This is a genomic window from Streptomyces sp. NBC_01314, assembly GCF_041435215.1.
Classification (GTDB): domain Bacteria; phylum Actinomycetota; class Actinomycetes; order Streptomycetales; family Streptomycetaceae; genus Streptomyces.
In genome coordinates this window covers 10289129-10308087 of the sequence record NZ_CP108394.1, presented here as the reverse complement: position 1 = coordinate 10308087, position 18959 = coordinate 10289129, and the positions used below count along the sequence as shown (strand labels likewise).

The 18959-nt window shown below is 70.5% G+C and carries 16 protein-coding genes and 1 pseudogene; 4 read left to right on the top strand and 13 right to left on the bottom strand.

What is annotated here, in order from left to right; translation table 11 throughout:
- Positions 1-184 precede the first annotated feature (184 nt).
- Together OG622_RS45300 and OG622_RS45295 are read left to right on the top strand one after the other, a co-directional pair.
- The gene (locus tag OG622_RS45300) at positions 185-499 is read left to right on the top strand and encodes a hypothetical protein (RefSeq protein WP_371582950.1); all 315 of its coding nucleotides are present in this window, start codon (positions 185-187) and stop codon (positions 497-499) included.
- A gap of 180 nt (positions 500-679) precedes the next feature.
- Entirely contained in the window at positions 680-2623 is a 1944-nt protein-coding gene (locus OG622_RS45295; RefSeq protein WP_179201091.1) for a TniQ family protein, read from the top strand.
- 331 nt (positions 2624-2954) lie between these two features.
- On the opposite strand, the gene OG622_RS45290 is transcribed toward OG622_RS45295, so the two are convergent.
- On the bottom strand, positions 2955-4133 hold the full coding sequence (locus OG622_RS45290; RefSeq protein WP_371582949.1) for an acyl-CoA dehydrogenase family protein: 1179 nt from the start codon (positions 4131-4133) through the stop codon (positions 2955-2957).
- Positions 4134-4237: 104 nt separating this feature from the next.
- Positions 4238-4615: a ferredoxin gene (locus OG622_RS45285; RefSeq protein ID WP_371584423.1), complete on the bottom strand. Its 378-nt coding sequence runs from the start codon at positions 4613-4615 to the stop codon at positions 4238-4240.
- Positions 4616-4799: 184 nt separating this feature from the next.
- Here OG622_RS45285 and OG622_RS45280 point away from each other — a divergent pair, with 184 nt between their 5' ends.
- Complete coding sequence (locus OG622_RS45280) at positions 4800-5162, top strand: DUF6479 family protein (RefSeq protein WP_371582948.1); 363 nt, start codon at positions 4800-4802, stop codon at positions 5160-5162.
- A gap of 148 nt (positions 5163-5310) precedes the next feature.
- On the opposite strand, the gene OG622_RS45275 is transcribed toward OG622_RS45280, so the two are convergent.
- The 6 genes from OG622_RS45275 to OG622_RS45250 form a co-directional block, all read right to left on the bottom strand.
- A complete protein-coding gene (locus tag OG622_RS45275; protein ID WP_371582947.1) occupies positions 5311-6501 on the bottom strand; it encodes a 4-hydroxybenzoate 3-monooxygenase in 1191 nt (396 codons plus the stop codon).
- Between the two features lie 211 nt (positions 6502-6712).
- Positions 6713-7903 (bottom strand): type III PLP-dependent enzyme, encoded by a 1191-nt coding sequence (locus OG622_RS45270; protein WP_371584422.1) that lies wholly within the window; start codon positions 7901-7903, stop codon positions 6713-6715.
- A 68-nt stretch (positions 7904-7971) separates the two neighbouring features.
- Entirely contained in the window at positions 7972-9684 is a 1713-nt protein-coding gene (locus OG622_RS45265) for an IucA/IucC family siderophore biosynthesis protein (protein WP_371582945.1), read from the bottom strand.
- Positions 9685-9840 (bottom strand): hypothetical protein, encoded by a 156-nt coding sequence (locus OG622_RS45260; RefSeq protein ID WP_371582943.1) that lies wholly within the window; start codon positions 9838-9840, stop codon positions 9685-9687. It lies immediately after the preceding gene.
- Complete coding sequence (locus OG622_RS45255; RefSeq protein ID WP_371582941.1) at positions 9837-11753, bottom strand: IucA/IucC family protein; 1917 nt, start codon at positions 11751-11753, stop codon at positions 9837-9839. Before OG622_RS45255 ends, OG622_RS45260 begins: the two co-directional genes overlap by 4 nt.
- Positions 11750-12949 carry an acetyl-CoA carboxylase biotin carboxylase subunit family protein gene (locus OG622_RS45250; protein ID WP_371582940.1) on the bottom strand — a complete coding sequence of 400 codons (1200 nt, stop codon included), beginning with the start codon at positions 12947-12949 and terminating at the stop codon, positions 11750-11752. Before OG622_RS45250 ends, OG622_RS45255 begins: the two co-directional genes overlap by 4 nt.
- A gap of 247 nt (positions 12950-13196) precedes the next feature.
- On the opposite strand from OG622_RS45250, the gene OG622_RS45245 reads away from it, so the two are divergent.
- Positions 13197-14087: a (2Fe-2S)-binding protein gene (locus OG622_RS45245; RefSeq protein WP_371582939.1), complete on the top strand. Its 891-nt coding sequence runs from the start codon at positions 13197-13199 to the stop codon at positions 14085-14087.
- 63 nt (positions 14088-14150) lie between these two features.
- Here the strand turns inward: OG622_RS45245 and OG622_RS45240 are convergent.
- From OG622_RS45240 to OG622_RS45220, 5 genes and pseudogenes are all read right to left on the bottom strand, one after another.
- Positions 14151-14513, bottom strand: a pseudogene (locus OG622_RS45240) (zinc-binding dehydrogenase); the annotation flags it as partial.
- Between the two features lie 10 nt (positions 14514-14523).
- A complete protein-coding gene (locus tag OG622_RS45235) occupies positions 14524-15837 on the bottom strand; it encodes an NAD(P)/FAD-dependent oxidoreductase (protein ID WP_371582938.1) in 1314 nt (437 codons plus the stop codon).
- Entirely contained in the window at positions 15834-16151 is a 318-nt protein-coding gene (locus tag OG622_RS45230) for a 2Fe-2S iron-sulfur cluster-binding protein (protein ID WP_371582936.1), read from the bottom strand. The genes OG622_RS45235 and OG622_RS45230 overlap by 4 nt, the downstream gene beginning before the upstream one ends.
- Positions 16152-16219: 68 nt before the next feature.
- Complete coding sequence (locus OG622_RS45225; protein WP_371582934.1) at positions 16220-17338, bottom strand: alcohol dehydrogenase catalytic domain-containing protein; 1119 nt, start codon at positions 17336-17338, stop codon at positions 16220-16222.
- Positions 17335-18942, bottom strand: a complete 1608-nt coding sequence (locus OG622_RS45220) for a class I adenylate-forming enzyme family protein (protein WP_371582933.1) — start codon at positions 18940-18942, stop codon at positions 17335-17337. The genes OG622_RS45225 and OG622_RS45220 overlap by 4 nt, the downstream gene beginning before the upstream one ends.
- Positions 18943-18959: the final 17 nt, after the last annotated feature.

The window sequence follows — 18959 nt, the reverse complement described above, 5'->3', positions numbered from 1 at the left end:
GCAAGGCGTGGCGGGATCTTCGGTACGTCGACGAAGGCGTAGTCCGCTTCGACCACGACCACTACCTCAAGATCTGGGCCCTCACCCAGCCACGAATCGAGGCCGACTTCCTCCTCCGCACGACCTGCAGGAATACGCCGCGTACGACCCCAACGGCCGCGATCTGCATCCCTTCGTCGACCTCGTGGACACCCACGGCCCCGACGCCATCCTGGCAGCCGTCGCCCGCCTCGTGCCCGAGGACGCCGCCCAGGTGACGGTGTCGACCGCAAGGCCAAGGGGAGGGGAATGGGCCTCAGTGAGGATCGGCAACGACTTCGAACCCCCGTCTGCCGACGAAGCCAAACCCGGCAATACCCAGTCGACCACGCCCACGATCAACGAGAGCGAGGCCCGCCTGGCATACGTTGCCGTGACCCGAACCCGCCAACGCCTCGACCTCGGCGGGCTGTCGTGGGTCAGCGACCAGGCGGGCAAGAACAATCGGCAGCAGGACTGAATGGCGTCCGATGCCGGGGCCTCTCGGGCCTTCACCAGGTCAAGGCCCCTCCGGCGGTCGGGCACTCCAACGCCCTGGAGAACTCCAGAACGAGTGAATTCAGGGCATTGAGATCACGCTCGACCCATCCCCACACTACGCTCCGCAAAGACCCGCACCCACAGCGCCGAGGTTGCCACCGTGACCGACGTACGCGACCGGCATCGCCGACTCGCCCGAAGCCTCGCCCCGTTACCGGAGGAGTCCCTGCCGGGCTTCCTCCTGCGCCTTTCCCACCGGTTGGGTTGCTCTCCCACCCGCGTCGCAGAGTTGGGCGGATTGAGCGGTCATAGGCGGCATGTTCCTGCTCGCCACCTCTTGGGCCTGCCAGAAGATCTGGCACTGCAATTCGCCAGGGTGGCTCGGCTCAGCACCCATGAGATCAAGTCACTCACGCTGCAGCACTTCGCAGCGGCTGTTCCCGTATTGCGCTCGCATCCGCATTCGGCGACTCGCACCAACACGCTGATCTCCGTGGACTGGGGCATGAACGCGGCGAGCCGGTATTGCCCCGCATGTCTGCGCGGCGACGGCAGCCCCATTCAGCAGGAATTCGGTGGAGCTTGGAAACTGAGATGGCACCTGCCGCTCTCCTTCGCCTGTACCAGGCACGATCGCTTGCTCTCCGACGTATGCCCCAGCTGCCATCAACCGCTCAACGGTCTGGCTGACCGGCGTTTGAGCTTGCTCCAACGACCTCGAGTCCCTGGCGCACATCCAGCCGCGTGCCGCAATGCGGCCGTCACCAGGGACAGCTCCTACCGCGGCCGCTTTCCCGCCCTTTGCGGAACTCGTCTGGACGCCAGGACCGAACCCGCTCCACCAAGCCTCACCTCGACCGAACGAGCGCTCTTAATCGATCTACAGCGACGGCTGGACGCCGACCTCGACTCCGACGGCAGCACAGCCATCGCGGACCTGCTGCTCGTCACCCACCTCATCAAGTTGAGCTGGCCGCTCGGCACCTCGCTGCTTCCGACCGCCCGTCTCACCGAACTGCTGGACAGGCACCTCTCGCCCATCACTCAACTGCTTCACGAACAACCCGGCCCCGCCCCTGCCGGCTCCAAGAGGCTCACGGGAGTACGAACACCACCCACAGATCCCGGCGAATGCGCCGCATTCCTGCTGGCGGCCGACACAGCCCTTGCCGACCGCGATCTGTCCTCGCTACGCGAGCGCCTCCGCCCACTGGCGCAGGAGGCGCACCAGCGCGCTCCGAGCTACATCGGCAATATCGTCCGCGCCAGCGAGCACGTCTCGCCTGACCTGCTGCGGGCCATCGCGTGGCGAGCACACGGATATCAACGACACTCAAGGCTGCGGCAGCAGAAAGCGAGCCACCGCTACACGATCGAAGAGATCCCCTCGTTTTTGCCCAAGGAATGGTTCGACCCCAACTTCGCGGAGTTAATGCATCGAATGAACGGCCCCGATACCCGGCTCGCCTATTCCTTGAGACGGGCTTCATCTCTGCAGCTCACCCAGTTCATCACCGGAGAAACGTGGCCTTCTTGTGCACCGCAGATCGGAATCCCACCCGGCTACGCCGCAAAACTCCTCGCTTCCATTGGAAAACGACTCAACAGGGCAGGCCTCTGGCTGGAGTTCGAAAACCGCATCAGAGCAGTCGCCTGTCAACTGGATTCCAGTAGAACCCGAATCAACTATGCCCGCAGGCGGCAGAGGATGGCCGACTGGCATCTCCCCGAGCAACACTGGGATGCCATCTGCCGTGACATTCCACGCTTCCGATCCGCGCACTACGGACATAACCCACACATTGGAGAAATCCTCGTGTGGTGCAACGTCACCCAGGGAGAACGCGCCCTCAGCCCTTTGGTACGGATGCTCCGCGAGGACAACAAATCCATGGCCGAGTACGTCGTCGCCCAGGCAGGGGTCTTCCACGGTCCGCTACACACACCTCGTCGACTCTTGCGCCTCCGTCTCGATCGTTACGCCTCCTTGCTGTCCCAGGCTTGCGACCTGCAGAGACCTTTGAACATCGACATCGACGAGATCACCGCCACTCCAGCCACATCGATGTCTCAGGTGCTTCAGGGTCCGACGCCGCTCCCCTGAACGCGACCCCTCACCTCCCGTACAAGCGCGCAACACGAAGCTCACCTCCGCCATAACCGCCCGTTCTGCCGCTGTCGACGTCTGAACCCCTACGCGACGCATGTGATGAAAACCTGCGACCAAGACACGGAGCTTCCGCTCGACATAGCCGTCGCAGCCCCGGAGGAAACGGCCATCCGTTCCTCAAACACTGCAGCCTCGCCCCGACATAACAGCAGTTCAAAGCCCTGTCAGCATCTTCACTGAGGGATCTATACCGCCACCGCCGAACGTTGAGCTCAGTGCCAACTATCCCGCTTTTGTGCCAACTAAAAAGCTTCGTCACACACAGCTAACGCCGCACCCGGGGCATTCCGAGGCCGATCCACGAGATGATCTCGCGCTGGATCTCGTTGTTGCCGCCGCCGAAGGTGAAGATGACGGCCGAGCGGTAGCCGCGTTCGAGTTCGCCGTGGAGGACCGTGCCCGCGGAGCCCTCCTTGAGAGCGCCGGCGGTGGCGACGATCTCCATGAGCCAGGCGTAGGCGTCGCGGCGGGCCTCGGAGCCGTAGACCTTGACGGCGGAGGCGTCCTGCGGGGTGAGGGTGCCCTCCTGGAGGGCGCTGACCATGCGCCAGTTGAGGAGTTTGAGGGCGTCGAGTCTGGTGTGGGTCTGGGCGAGGCGGCGGCGGACCCAGGGCAGGTCGATGACGCGGCGGCCGTCGGCGAGCTTGGTCTCCATGGCCCAGCGCTGCACGTTGTGCAGCGAGCGGATGGCCATGGTGCCGTGGGCGGCGAGGGTGACGCGCTCGTGGTTGAGCTGGTTGGTGATCAGCCGCCAGCCCTTGTTCTCCTCGCCGACACGGCGGGAGACCGGGACACGGATGTTCTCGTAGTAGCTGGCGGTGGTGTCGTGCGAGGCGAGGGTGTTGATGAGGGTGCAGGAGTAGCCGGGTTCCGTGGTCGGGACGAGGAGCATCGTGATGCCCTTGTGGGGCGGGGCGTCGGGGTCCGTGCGGACCGCGAGCCACACCCAGTCGGCCGTGTCTCCGTTGGTCGTCCAGATCTTCTGCCCGTTGACGACGTATTCGTCGCCGTCCCTGACCGCGCGGGTCTTCAGCGAGGCCAGGTCCGTGCCGGCGTCGGGTTCGCTGTAGCCGATCGCGAAGTCGAGTTCGCCGGAGAGGACGCGGGGCAGGAAGTACGACTTCTGCTCCTCGGTGCCGAACTGCATGATCGTCGGACCGACGGTGTTGAGCGCCATCAGCGGCAGCGGGACGCCGGCCTGGGCGGCCTCGTCGAAGAAGATGAACTGTTCGATGGCGGTCAGGCCGCGCCCACCGTACTCCTTGGGCCAGCCCACGCCGAGCCAGCCGTCCTCGCCGAGGCGGCGGATGGTCTCGCGGTAGAACCGCTTCTGCGCCGCCGGGTCGGCATGGCGGGTGTAGGCGCCCTCCGGGACCAACTCGGCGAAGTAGGCGCGCAGTTCGGTGCGCAACCGCTGCTGCTCGGGCGTGTGTTCGAGGTGCACGGCGCCTCCAGGCTCCCCAAGGCCGACCTGACGGCGCACACGCTAGAACGTGTTCCAGTAATTGGGAACAGCCGGGAGCCGCGACCTTTCCCGGCATCCCGGGATCAGCGAAGGGTGGCGAGGAAGTCCGTGCAGGCCTGGGCGCACTCACGGCAGGCCTCGGCGCCGCTCTCGGCGCCGGGGGAATCATCGAAGACGCGCGCGCATTCCAGGGCGACGGTGCGGCACCACTCCACCTGGAGGCGAATGCCGGCCTCGTCCAGGTTGACCTCCTCGGAGAGCGCCCTGCAGGTGGCGTCGCACACCTCCGCGCACAGGATGCCCTTGCGACGCGTCTTCTCCTGGCCCTCGGGCCCGTCCGGATCGGCGAGGCTCGCCCGCAGCGCGCACGCCCGCGCACATTCGCTGCATGCCTGCGCACAGGCGAAGCGGTCCTCAAGGAATTGGATGAGTTCCTGCTGGGATGTCGTCGTCGAGGTCACCACGGACGGGTAGCCGGAGCCGATCCGGCCAAACACAGCGGACGGAATCCACGCCGTACATGGTCCAACGAGCCGCCCCACACGGCTCGACGGGTTCCGTTTTCGAGACGCGGCGCAGGGCACCCGCGCCCGAGCCGTTCGAAGAGGGCCGATTCACTCGACATATTGGGGGTATTCATCCCTTATGAACATGGAATGGACTGATATAGCCGCAGAACGAAGCGTACTGGGCGGTATCGCACCGTTCCTGGCAGGCGTCGTGGTGGTGGCCATGCTGATCGGCGCCCTCTGGCTGGGCGCCCGCGTACGGGCCCGTGAGCCGCGCCGGCCGCGCCCCGACGAGCATCCCCGGATCCCCGAGGGCGGTCCTGTCCGTGAAGAACAGTTGAACCGCGAACCGGACGAGATCCCCAAGAGCGACCTCCGGCTGACACCGTACGAGGTGCACGGCAACCAGGGGACCCGACCGAGCCCGGAGAAGAAGCGACCGCGCTGGAGCGGGAAGAGCAGCGGCGGCTTCGGCAGCGGCGGCCTGGGCGCGCACTGACATCCCGCACCGCACGTATGACCCGCACCGCACGTACGAGGGGCGCGCGTCGAACTGATCCGTTCGACGCGCGGCTCTCTGCGTTCTGCGACCGTGCGGCCCGGCGACGCCCACTGCCGGGCACTCGTGGCACTCGTCCCCGTCCCGGTCAGGAATCCGTCTCCAGCGGCAGCCCCGTGTAGTTCTCCGCGAGTTCGGCCGCCGCGTGACGCGAGGTGGCGACACGGTCGAGCTGGGAGAGCTGGAGCCGGGTCTCGAACGGGGACTGGTCCGGGTCCGCGTGGAGGGTCGTGGTCATGAAGTAGGAGAAGTGCTCGGCCCGCCAGACCCGGCGCAGGCAGGTGTCGGAGTAGGTGTCGAGCAGCTCGGTCGAGCCGGTCTCCTTGAGCCGGGTGAAGGCGCGGGCCAGCACGATGACGTCGGTGGCGGCCAGGTTGAGCCCCTTCGCGCCGGTGGGCGGCACGATGTGGGCCGCGTCGCCGGCCAGGAAGACCCGGCCGTAGCGCATCGGCTCGGTGACATGGCTGCGCATCGGCAGGACGGCCTTGGAGGTGACGGGCCCACGCTTGAGCCGCCAGCCGGGGTTCGCGGTGAGCGCGAAGCGGGCGTCCAGCTCGTCCCAGATCCGCTCGTCGGACCAGTCGCCCGGGTCGGTGCCGTTCGGGACCTGGAGGTAGAGGCGGCTCACGGACGGCGACCGCATGCTCGCCAGCGCGAAGCCGCGCTCGGAGTGTGCGTAGATCAGCTCGTCGTAGACCGGCGGGGCGTCGGCGAGGATGCCCAGCCAGGAGTAGGGGTACGTCCGCTCGTACGTCGTCCGCACACCGTCCGGGACTGCGTCGCGGGCCACGCCGTGGAAGCCGTCACAGCCGACCACGTAGTCACAGGTCAGGGTCTGCTCGCGGCCCTCGTGGCTGTACCGGATCAGCGGGCGGTCGCTGTCGGCGCCCTCCACCGCGTGCACCTCGGCCTCGAACAGCAGGGGTCCGCCGTCGGCGAGCTGGAGGGCGATGAGGTCCTTGACGACCTCGGTCTGGGCGTAGACCCACACCCGGCGTCCGCCGGTCAGCCCGGGGAAGTCGACGCGGTGGGCGCGGCCGTCGAAGCGCAGCTCGATGCCGTCGTGGGGGATGCCCTCGGCGTCCAGCCGGGTGCCCGCGCCGGCGGAGCGCAGGACGTCGACGGTGGCCTGCTCCAGGATTCCGGCGCGCTGGCGCTGCTCGACGTAGACGCGGTCCTTGCGTTCCAGAACCACACTGTCGATTCCCGCGTTGTGCAGCAGACGGGCCAGCAGCAGCCCCGCCGGACCGCCGCCGATGATGCCGACAGTGGTGTGCATTGAGTACTCCTCGTCGTTGAGGACGCGCCGCGTCCCGTCCCCGGGTGCCGACTCTGTTCGTCAGGTGAAAATCACTTCACTATCTTGTACGCAGGAGTCTGCTCCCGGCCTGCCCGCCCTGTCAACGGTCACACTCCCCCAGAGGGGTCGGGCGGGCGGTCGGTTCCGTCGGGGAGCGAAGCAGACGGTCGGTCGAGGAAACGGACGGGTGTCAGTCGAGGAAGTGGAAACCGGGGCGGGGGTGCATCAGGAAGTCGTGGTGCGAGATGTTCCAGGCGTACGCGCCCGCGAGGGCGAAGACCACCCGGTCCCCCGCCCGCAGCCCCGGCGCGTGGGAGTCGCGCGCCAGCAGGTCCTTCGGCGTGCACAGCTGTCCGGTGAGGGTGACGTACTCGCCCTCGGCCGCCGGGCGCGGCCACGGGTGCGGCCACTCCTGCACCGCCAGCACCGAGCACGGCTGGTCGTGGCCCTTGGTCGCCGGGGTGCGCAGATGGTGGGTGCCGCCCCGGACCACGGCGAACTCCTCGCCGTGGCTGCGCTTCACGTCCAGCACCTCGGTGGCGTACCAGCCGCAGTACGCGGTGAGCGCCCGTCCGGGTTCGATGCGCAGCGTCAGTCGCGGGTGGGCGTCGGCGAGCCGGGCGAGGCCGTCGCCGTACGCCTTCCAGTCGAAGCGGCTCTCGGGGTGGGCGTAGTCGACGGCCATGCCGCCGCCGACGTTCACCTCGGCGAGCGGTACGCCGAGCCCCGTCGCCCACTCCACGATCGAGCGGGCGACGGAGATCTGTTCGGGTGCGTCGAGTCCGCTCGCCAGATGGGCGTGGACGCCGAGCAGTTCGAGGTGTGGGTACGTGCCGTCCGTGAGGGGGCGGAGCACGTCCGGCGCCTGCCCGGGGTCCAGGCCGAACGGGGTGGGCCGTCCGCCCATCGCGAGCGAGCTGCCCGCCAGAGCACCGTCGGCCACCGCGAGGTTGAAGCGGAGCAGTACCCCGACCGGCGTGGCCGGTGCCACCAGGCGTGCCAGCTCGGCGAGCATCCGCAGGTCGTGCTCGCTCTCGACGTGGAAGCGCTCGACTCCCTGCTCCAGGGCGGCCCGGATCTCGTCCGGGGTCTTGCCGGGGCCGCCGAAGGCCAGCGGTCTGCCCGGAACGGCCCGGGCCACGTGGGCGAGTTCGCCGCCGGAGGACACCTCGTAGCCGTCGACGTACGGGCCGAGCGCGGCCAGGATCTCCGGCTCGGGGTTGGCCTTGGCCGCGTAGTACAGCTCGACCTGTTCGGGGAGAGCCGCGCGTACGTGTGCGGCGTGTGCGCGCAGAGCCGTCATGTCGTACACGTATGCGGGGAGTCGGGTGGGAGGCAGGGACAGGACGCGGTCGCGTACGGCGGGGGTGGGGAGGGTCATCGACTGCTCCTGGTTCGTCAAATGCGCCTGGTTCATGAAGTGCTCGCGGCTCATCGAGGGCTCGCGGCTCATCGAGGGCTCCAGCGGAGGACGTCCTCGGCGAGGGGTGAGGGCAGGCGGACGTAGCCGGCCTCGCGGTCGGCCTTGCGTTCCCAGCGGGTGAGCAGATTGGTCTTGGCGGGCAGCGGCACCCCGGCGAGCAGGGCGGAGAGGCGGGGCGGGCAGCCCTCCTCCCCGGCGTACGTCCTGATGGTCGCGCGGACCGCCGCCCACAGGTCGGCCTCGGTCTCCGGGTACAGGTCGGCGAGGGCGGCGAGCAGCTCGGCGACGTGGTTGACGAGGAGGCAGTACACGACACGGTCCCAGCCGCGCCGGGCGTCGTACGACATCGGGCCGGCGACCTCCGGCGGGAGGGAGGCGAGGATGCCGGCGTGGTGGTCGGGGAGGAGCTTGGTGCCCTCCAGGTCGCGGAAGAGGACCTGGGCGGGCAGGCCGTCGGCGTCGACGCAGATGAGGACGTTCTGGAGATGGGGTTCCAGGACGAGGCCGTGGTCGAAGTAGGCGGAGAGGACGGGCGGGACCAGGAGACGGAGGTAGGCCTTCCACCAGTTCAGGGCCGTCTCGGGGCCCGCGCCGTCGAGGAGGCGGGAGATGTGGGCGGCGCTGGTCGGGTACTCGTCGGCGACGGCGGCCGCGAGCAGCGGGGTCGTGCCGGGCAGCAGCCGACGGGAGAGGCCCTCGCGGACGATCACGCCGAAGCCTTCGAGGAGTGTCCGGTCGGGGGTGCCGTCGGGGCCGGGGAGGGCAAGGCTGCGGTAGGCGGGTTCGCGGAGCATCGCGCTGCCGGGGAAGCGGGCCTCCAGGTCGGTGAGGACCGGGGCGAGGACGCGGGTGAGGGCGACGGCGCCGGACAGTTCGTAACTGGCGTTCTTGCGCAGGCAGTTGGTGATGCGGACGTTGAGGCTGAACTTCAGGAAGGCGTCGCCGTCGAAGAGGGTGCGGACGGAGGCGGTGGCCGCGTACTCCCGGCCGCCGGGACCGAGGTCGAGGATGTCATTGCGGCCGAGCGCCTCGCGCAACAGCCGGTGTTCGCGCAGCATCTCGTACTGCCAGGGGTGGGCGGGCAGCAGCCGGTAGCCGTCGGGGACGTCGCCGCGTGCCCGGTCGAGCACGGCGGTGGCTCCGGCCTCCGCGCTCTCCTCGGCGATCAGGTGGTCGCGGACGGCGAGGTGCCGCAGTGGAAAGGAGGCGCCGGTCTCGGGGGCGTACGACCGCCAGGCGTCCGCGTCGCCCGTACGGGCCTTGGGGGTGGGGTGGAAGCGGTGGCCGAAGAGGAGGGACTGCTCGGAGGCGAGGTAGTCCGGGAGCCCGTGCGGGGCGGGCGCGCCGGTCTCGCGAGCGGTCAGCGCGGAGGCGAGGGTGCGGTGGCTGGAGTCGATCTGGTGCAGGAACTCGTCGTTGCGGACGCCGGTGCGCAGCGACAGTTCGTCGTGGGTGTACTCGGCGAGGCGGCGCCAGTCGAGTTCGCTCCAGCCCGTGTCGGACTGCTCGTGGACGGGACCGGTGAAGCGGTGGGCGCCCAGCATGGACCTACGGCGCAGCGCCACACGGAGGAGGAGGCCGCGGCGGGGCAGGCGGAGCAGGAGGTGTCCGTCTGTGACGGCGATCTGGTGTTCGGGGCCGGACACCTCGCGCAGCAGGCAGTTGAGGAGGGTGTGGGCGACGGCGTCGTCGGCGGTGGGGAGGTGGGTGGTACCGAGCGAGTCGGTGAGCGGGGGCATTCAGTGGCTCCAGCGGGTACGCGGATGTGGGGGCAGGAGGGTGAGGTACGGCGGCAGCCCCAGTGCGGCGAACGACGCCACGAAGTAGCAGGCGGCCACGGCACGCACCTGTCGGCGGCCGATCGTGGAACGTGCCGGAAGCGTCTCGGCGGTCATGCCGAACCACCCTCCGGGAGAAGGTAGTTGGGCCCGGTGGTGTAGTGCTTGTTGATGTCGGCGGCGCCCGTCCGCTCCTTGCTCATCAGGGTTCCGGCGCTCACCATGGCCTTCACCGGCAGCTCGGGCGCGTTCAGCACCCGCTCGCGCAGGACGGCCGCCGCGTCACCGCCGAGACGGTCGACGGCCTCGCTGAGCCGGTCCCGTACGAGGTTCAGCAGCTCCGGCAGCGGGGCGCGGCCGTGCCGGGCGAGGCCGAACGCGTAGGCGCCGGCGCACAGATGGACGGTGATGGTGGTGAAGACGTCGGCCACCGCGCGGTCGTCGGTGGTGAAGGTGCGGGTGTCGTCGAAGCCCCAGGTGCCGCCGACTTCCCCTTCATTTACCCCTCCGCTTCCGCTTCCGCTTCCGCTGTCGCCGAGCTTGGCGGCCAGGCGGGCGCCGTTGATGCGTGGCCCGTCGTTGTCCTTCAGCAGCAGACGCAGGTCGCCGGGGTCGGGGCCGAACACCAGGGAGACGTTCTGCTGGTGCGACTCCAGCGCGATGCCGTACCCGAAGAGCGTGGTCTGCCAGTCGAACAGCAAGGTGAGCACGGCGTCGAGCAGAGCGGTCGGGTCACCGCCGTGGAAGCGGTCCGCGAGGTGGTCGACGACCAGTCCTCCGCCGGGTGCCTGGGCGAGGAGGGCGGCCATGGGGACGACGACCGAGTCGTCGAGGCCGGTCGGGTAGCGGCGGCACAGTACGGCGAGCAGTTCGTGACCGGCGTGCGCGTACACCGTCTCGTCGGCGTGCAGCACACGGCCCTGGAAGCGGGGCTCGCGGTCGATCACCGCCGTCAGCAGTCGCTGTCCGGCGGCGCCGTCGACGAGGGTGCCGGGCTTGATCGACCGCTTGTTGCGCAGACCCAGCGTGGCGGTCGCCAGGGGCAGTTTGAGATGAAGCGAGGGGGCCGCGGCCGGCGCGACCGTACGCATCGACAGCGTGGGTAGGACGGAGAGGTACGCCCGGTCGGCGAGCACGGCCCCGTCCGCGAGCCCTGCCTCACGCAGCGCCGTGCCGAGGGACGCGCCGGCGGTCAACGGGTGGACGGGCAGCACGACATGCGTGCGGTCGAGATCCGCGAGGCCGAGCCCGGACGGGGTGGGCCAGCCGTCCGGGAGGTCCCCGGTCACGGTGACGGACTCCCGGGGGAGGGCGAGCCACCGAAGGGCGAACTCCGGGTGGAACTCCGGTGCGTAGGCCCGCAGTTGGATCTCATCGAGGCCCGAGCGGCCGCGTGCGGTCGGGTAGACCGGGTGATCGAGGCGTGCGGCGAGTGTCTCGTACGCGAGGCCGCCGCGCAGGCCGGTCCAGTCGGCGAGGTCGGCGCCATACAGGTCGGTGAGCCCGTCGGTGATCTCCTCCCCCGTCGCCTCGTGCAGCCGCATCGTCGCGAGGGTCTGGCGGCATTCCTCGGCGAAGGCGTCGAAGCCGTCATGGTCGACGGGCTCGGCGAGGGCACGCAGCTCGGCGAGGACGGTGTCACAGGTGGTGAGGTGCGCGCTGTCCGACTCCCTTACGAGCAAGGGAAGTCGGGCGGCGTACGGGTGCTGGAAGCCGTCCTCGGCGACGGGGAGGAGGAGGGCGTCGTCACCGTCGGCGGCGGGAAGGCGGAGCCAGGGGCCGTCGGAGCCGTCGAGGTCGTCGGAGCCGTGGACGAGGGTGCTGCGGGTGCGCAGGCCGGCGACGTCCTCGCGGAGCAGGGCGCCGAGCACGCGGGTGAGGAGTTCGGCTTCGGCAGTGTCGGGGGGCGCGGGTGCGCCGGTGGTGGCGGGTGCGCCGGTGGTGGCGACGGCGGACACGGCGGCCTCTTCGGAAGCGGCGTAAGCGGCGGAAGCAGCGCAAGCGCAGTCAGCGGAAGCGCAGGCGGTCATGGCTGGATCTCCCAGCGCTGCGCGGCGAGGAAGTCGGCCACCACCCGGTCGACGGTCTCCAGTGCGGTGCCGGTGGCGCGGAGCACGCCGAGGTAGTCGCGGTTCGTCCGGTACAGCTCGTGGCGTTCTCCCGGCTTCCGCAGCGGACGGTACGTCAGATGCACGCCGTCGACGACGAGTTCGGTCGCGTCGGGGGCGGCGACGAGAGTGCCCGCCCGGTCGGCGCAGGGGTACTCCAGGCGGGCCGCGCCGTCGCGCCGGGTGTCCAGGTCGGCGGGCAGCGGCTCGCCGAGGTGGGTGCGGAGGATGTGCTCGAAGAGGGGGAGGTCGAGGAGCTGGGCGAGCAGCAGGTCGCACTGGTCGCCGATGGCCCGGTAGTTGACCTCGATGATGCGGGCCCGGCCCTCGTGCACGACGAACTCGGCGTGGCAGGCCCCGAACCCGACGCCCAGCGCGTCGAGTTGGGCGAGGATCTGGGCGACGACCGGCTCGGGGTGGGCCGGTACGAACGTCATGCGCTTCTCGACGAAGTACGGCGGCGGGGACAGCTCGGTGTGGAAGCCGCCGAGGACGTGCCGGACGTGGCCGTCGCCGAGGGTCTCCAGGGTGTACAGCTCGCCGGGCAGATACTCCTCGACGACCAGGGTGAGGCCCGGGCGCCGGGTCAGGATCTCCTTGCCGCGGGCCGCGAGGTCCTCGGCGGTGTCGACGAGTACGACGTCCTCGCTGGCTACGCCTTCGCGGGGCTTGACCACGCAGGGGTACGGAGCGTCGGCGACGAGGGGGCCGGTGAGGTCGGCCGGGTCTGCGATCTCGACGGACCAGACGGTGTCCACCGCGGCGGCGGCCAGATGGCGGCGCATCTCGCCCTTGTCCTTGCCGCGCAGGGCGGCCCTCCAGTCCTTTCCGGGGAGCTCGAAGTAGTGGGCGGCGAGGGCGGCCTGGGTCTGGAGGTGGTCGCTGTTGGTGAAGACCGCGTCCGGGCGGTGGTGGGTGGAGATCCGGGTGACCACGGCACGGAAGTCACGTACGTCGCAGTCGAGGATCTCGATCGCCTGGTGATGTGAATATGCGTCGCGGTGGCCGTCGGGCTGGTCGGTGAGGATCGTGACGTCCAGGCCGAGCCGGACGGCGGCGGGCAGGAAGCCCTCGGTGACGGAGTCGGTGGGGTTGAGCGCGAGCAGGTACAGACGCATGGGGTGGTGCACAACTTCCGCTAGCGGGTGGGAGGTCGGCAGAGCGGGCCCTTCTCGTGGTGGGGCCCGCCCCGGGGAACCGCGGGAGTTACCGCTTGGGGAGCACCTCGCCGACGCCCTTCGCGATGTCGGCGAGCGACGCCACGACTGCTTCACACCCCGCCTGGTCATCAGCACGCGATCTTGCAGTTAAGGTAAGGCTTACCTCCCCTGACTGCCAAAACCTCTTCACGCTCTGGAGTTACCGATGACCGCGGCCCACCTGGAAAACGCCCAGGCCGACACCGCCACACAGGTCCCGGAACTCCTCGCCGCCGTCTACCGCCGCCTGGACGCGGTGTGCGAGGCGCTGTCCGTACGCGTGGCGGAACCCGGCCGCCCGACCGACCGGCAGCCGCCGTCCCACGGCGCGCGGCCACCGCAAGTGGCCACGCGTACCATCGGCTTGCTCGACGGTCAGGAGAGTGTGCGGGCCTTCGTCGAGGCGGAGGCCGTCCGCATCCAGGACCGCTACGACCACTCCGCGCCCCGGCATGTCGCCGCCTCCCGCGCCCTGCACGACTACGCCTGGTCGGTCGGCCTGCTGATGAGCGGCGCCTGGTACCTGGAGCGGCGCGTGCCCCGCATCGCCCCCGACGACATACGGGTCGATCTCGCGACGGGCGTGTTCGAGATCCGGCCCGGCTCCGACCTCGCCTGTCTGCCGGACGACCCCGCGACGGCCCTGCCCGGCACCCGGGCCGTCGCCCATCAGGAGTCCCTGCGGGCCGAGTTGAGGGCCGCCGTCGCGGACCACATGGGCCCGGTGCTGGACGCGATCGGCCCGTACGTCCGCCGGGGTTCGCGCGCGCTGTGGGGTCTGGTCTCCGACGACCTGGTCTCCGGTCTCTGGTACCTGGGCCGTATGCGGGGCGACGAGGCCGCCGGTGTCCGGGCCGCCTCCGCGGTACTCCCGACCGCCCACGCGCCCTTCCCCGGCGGCGCCGACTTCCGTTCCCTCCGCACGAGCGACGGCCGCGAACACCCGACCCGCACCCGCAAGGGCTGCTGCCTCTACTACACGATCCGCCCGGCCGAGGCCTGCGCCACCTGCCCCCGCACCTGCGACGCGGAACGGCTGCGCCGGCTGGAGGGCTGACCGTGCGGTCGGCCGGTGGCCTCTGCTCCCCTACTCCCGCTACTCCCGCTACTCCCGCTACTCCACGGAGTTGATCGCGTCGACAGCGTCCGTCTGCCGGGAGTTGACGGTGTGGGTGGCGCCCAGCCGCTTCGCGGTGTCGAGCTTCCGCCCGTCGATGTCCACCGCGATGATCCGTGCCGCCCCGGCGACCCGGGCGCCCATGACGGCGGCGCCGCCGACCCCGCCGACACCGATCAAGTCCACGGTGTCGCCGCGCCCCACCTGGCCGGTGTTGATGGCTGCGCCGATGCCGGCCATCACCCCGCATCCCAGCAGTCCGGCCGCCGCCGGTGAGGCCTCGGGATCCACCTTGGTGCACTGCCCGGCCGCCACCAGCGTCTACTCGGCGAAAACGCCGATGCCCAGGGCGGGCGAGAGTTCGGTGCATCCGTCGTCATGCCGGAGTCCTCCGTTCCGAATCGGTGGCCCGTGCCAGATGGCCGCGCAGGCTGAAGCCGGGTTCGGCGACATCGTCGAAGGTGACCTCGATGTCCGCGGCCAGGAGGCGTCGGGCCGCCATGTGGTCGGCGGGGCGGTTGACGGACTCGACCGCGATCAGGGCGGAGTCGCGGAAGCAGAGCACCGAGAAGCCCTTGCCCTTGTCGTCGCCCAGCACGGCCGTCCGGTCGTGGCCGGTCGACAGGCCGGCGATCTGGAGCCTCAGGTCGCCCTGGTAGCTCCAGAACCAGGGCAGCGCGTCGTACGGACGCGGCGCGCCGGTCAGCCGGGCGGCCAGGCAGCGGGCCTGGTCGGCGGCGTTCTGTACGGACTCCAACCGGATCCGCCGTCCCCCGGCATCGGGGGCGCCGTGCGGGGCTCCTTGCGGGGCGTTTCGCAGGTCGCCGTGCGGGGCGGGGAAGGCCGCGCAGTCACCGATCGCCGAGATGTGCGGGTCCGCGGTGGCGAGGCGGTCGTCGACGACGATGCCGTTTTCGCTCTCCAGGCCCGCCAGGGTGGCGAGTTCGACGTTGGGGAGGACGCCGATGCCGGTGACGACCAGGTCGGCGGGGATCGTCACCCCGTCCGCCGTGCGGACGCCGGTCACCCGGCGGTCCAGGCCGATCAGTTCGACGGGCGCGGTGCCCATCAGGAGCCGGGTGCCCAGTTCCTGGTGCCGCTGCGCGAAGTGGGCGGCGGTGGGCGCGGAGACCGCACGGCCCATCACCTGCTCGGCGATGTCGAGAACGACCGGGCTCAGCCCCACGGCTCGGCAGGCGGCGGCGAACTCCAGGCCGATGAACCCGGCGCCGATCACCACCACGTTCCGCGCCTCGCCCAGCCGCCGCCGCAGCTCGTCGGCCTCGGCACGGGTCCGCAGGCTGATCACCCCGGCGAGACCGCACCCCGGCAGCGGCAGCGAACGGGGCCGCGTGCCGGTGGCCAACACCAGGTGTGAATAAGGGAGTTCGCTGTCGTCGTCGAGTGTCACCCGGCGCCGCGCCCTGTCCAGTCCCACCACCCGGCGCCCGACGATCAGGTCGATGTCACGGTCGGCGTAGAACCGGTCGGCGCGGAGGGCGAGTTCGCCGTAGGGCAGTTTTCCGGCGAGGTACTCCTTCGACAACGGAGGTCGCTGGTACGGGAGTTCGGGTTCGTCTCCGATGATCGTGAGGGGCCCGGTGAAGCCCGCGTCGCGCAGTGACTCGGCGGCCTGGACGCCCGCCTGGCCCGCGCCGACGATCACGATTCCGGGTTCCCTGGTCGTCATGTCTGGGCTCCCGGCACGTGTATCGACAGGTCGCGCGTCAGGTCGGTGAGGGTCAGTCGGCAGCTGAGTCGGCTGTCGTCCCGCCGGGGCTCGGCCGTGCAGTCGAGGAGTTCGTCCTCGTCGGCGGTCGGCTCCGGGAAGAGGGCGGCTTCGGCGGCGTAGACGTGGCAGGTCGCGCACATCAGGTTGCCGCCGCACTCGGCGACGATGCCCCGGACGCCGGCCGCGACCGCACCGCGCATGACGGTGGTGCCGGGCGGCAGGTCGAGCACGGTCTCCGTGCCGTCCTGTTGCACGTAGGTCACCTTGGGCATGGTGAGGTCTTCCTCTCGTTCCTGTCGGGGTGGTGCGTTCCGCCTCGGTGGGACGACAGCCGTACTGGTCAGGCCGTCGCCACCGGACTGACGACGAAGTTGCTGAAACCGCCGTTGCGCTCGGCCGTGCCGCTGATCGCGTCGTTGACCCGCTCCAGCGGGAACACCTGGTGTTCGAGCGGACTGAGGTCGAGCAGCCCGGCGGCGACCAGGTCGGCCATCGCCTGCCCCTCTCCCGAGGTGAACCAGGCCGAGCCGATCAGCCGGAGCTGCTGGTCCATCATGCGGTGGACGTCGACCGGGACATCACCGGCGATGGCGCCGATGTTGACCGCGACACCGCCGCGCGCCAGGGCCCGCATACCCGCGCGGAACGTCTCGTGCGGGGCGCCCGGTCCGAGCGCGTCGATGTAGATGTCCGCGCCGTAGCCCCCGGTCTCCGCGCGGACCCAGTCGTCTAGCGGGCCGTCGTCGAGGGAGTGCAGGTGGAAGCGGCCGGGAGCGAGCTTGTCGACCTGCTCCAGGAGGTTTCGGTCGCGGCCGGTGCCGTAGACGTGGGTCAGTCCGAGGGCGGGCGCGAGCAGGGCGGCAGCGATGCCGAGGGTGCCGCTGATGCCGTTGATCAGGATGGTCTTGCCGGGGCCGGCGCCGGCCTTGCGCAGCGCCGAGTACATGGTGCCGATGTAGCCGAAGCGGGCGGCGGCGTCGAAGGAGAGCTGTTCGGGCAGTTTCACCAGGGCGTAGGCGGGGGCGACCATGTACTCGGCGAGGCCGCCCTGGTAGCGGTCGAGGAGTCCGAGGGCCGACTCGGAGAAGCCGAAGTAGCCGGCGAAGGCGTAACTGGCGCAGTTGATCGAGTCGTTGTTGCGGCAGGACCGGCAGGAGCCGCAGCTGCGGCCCGGGTTGACGTACACCCGGTCGCCGACCTCGAAGCCCTCCACGCCCTCGCCGACCGCGTCGATGACTCCGGCCGGGTCCAGGCCGAAGATCGCCGGGAGGGTCGGGAGCGGGCTGTGCGGGAACCAGGTCGTCCACATCGTCAGGATGTTGGCGAGGTTGGGCACGATGTTGACGGCGTGCACGGCCACCCGTACGTCACCGGGTCCCGGCACGGGGACGGGGACCCGCTCGATCCGCATGGCCTCGCCGACATCGTGCATACGTGCTGCCCGCATGGTCTCCGTCACGGTCTCTCCTGGGTGTGCGGCTCTGATGTGGTGGTGTCGCCGGTCGTCGTGGGGTCGCTGGTGGGGGTGCCACCACCGGCCGGGAGCCGGTCGGCGGACAGTGCGGTGAGGTCGCCCAGCGCTTTGCGCCGGAGTTTTCCGGTGGCCCCTCGGGGCAGTGCCGGGACGACGCAGAGCCGTCGCGGCCACTTGTGCCGGGCGAGCCGGCCTTCGAGGTGGCCGCGGACGTCGTCGAGCGTCGGCTCGGGCGCGCTCGCCACGACGTACGCGGTGACGAGCTCGCCCCACACGGGGTCCGGGGTGCCGCCGACGGCGACTTCGAGGACGCGCGGGAGGTCGGCGAGGGCGTTCTCGACCTCCGCCGGGTCGACGTTCTCGCCGCCGGTGATGATCAGCTCCTTGGCGCGTCCGACGACTTCGAGCCGCCCCCGCTCGTCGTACCGGCCGCGATCCCCGGTGTGGAACCAGCCGTCGGCGTCGGTCACGGGCAGCGGTCCCGTGCTCGTCCGGTACGAGGACGCCACGGACGGTCCGCGCAGCCAGATCTCGCCGACACCGTCGACGGGTGCGGCCGCGCCCTTGTCGTCCACGACGATCAGTTCGACGTGCGGCACGGGAGGCCCGGCGGAGGTCGGCCGGTCGGCCACCTCGTCGAGTACGGCGTAGGTGACGCCGGCGCTGGACTCCGTCAGGCCGTACGAGTTGACGACCCGGACGCCGCGTTCGAGGAGCCGGGTGGTCGTCGACGACATCGCGGGCGAGCCGCCCGCCAGGACCCAGCGCAGCGAGTCGAGGTCGGGGCCGTCGAAGCGGGCGTGCCGGGTGAGGAGGGACAGCATGGCCGGTACGGCGAAGGCGGCGGTCACCCTGTGGTCCCGCACCAGGTCGACGAAGAGGCCGCCGTCGAACTTCGGTGCCAGGACGACGGTCCCGCGCTCGGCCCAGGTGTACTGCGGCAGCCCGCCGAGGACGGCCACATGGGCCAGCGGTGTGGCCACCAGGACGACGTCGTCCTCGGTCACGGGCAGCCGGGCCATCCCGTTGACCATGCTCCAGTGGAGGTTGTCATGGGTGAGCTGGGCGCCCTTGGGCCGTCCCGAGGTCCCGGAGGTGAACGCGATGATCGCGATGTCGGAACCCGCGGGCGGCGCGTCGGCCTCCACCGGGGGCGTGTCGGGGGCGCTGATCTCCTCCCACGTCAGGCGGAGTTCCGTCCCCGGCGCCAGCGTCTCCAGGAAGGCTCCGTCGGCGACGATCGCGCGCGGCTCGGTCTCCTCGCGGACGACGTCCAGCTCCCGCCCCGTCATCTGGGGGTGGACGGGGACGAGGACCGCGCCCATCCGCGTCACGGCGAACATCGTGGCGATGGCCTCGGGCCGGGCCTCGCCCCGCATCACCACGCGGTCGCCCCTGCGTACGCCCCGCTCGGCGAGGCGGCCGAGGGCGCGGCGGACCGAGAGGTCCAGTTCCGCGTAGGTCCAGGTCCGGTCCTCGAAGACGAGGGCGACGCGGGAGCCGGCCGCGGCCGCGTTGGCGGGGAGCCGGGCGCCGAACCAGGTGCCCGGCGGGGTGCCGGCGTCCGCGGCGCTGATGTTCTCGGACAACGTCGCTCCTAGTGGTT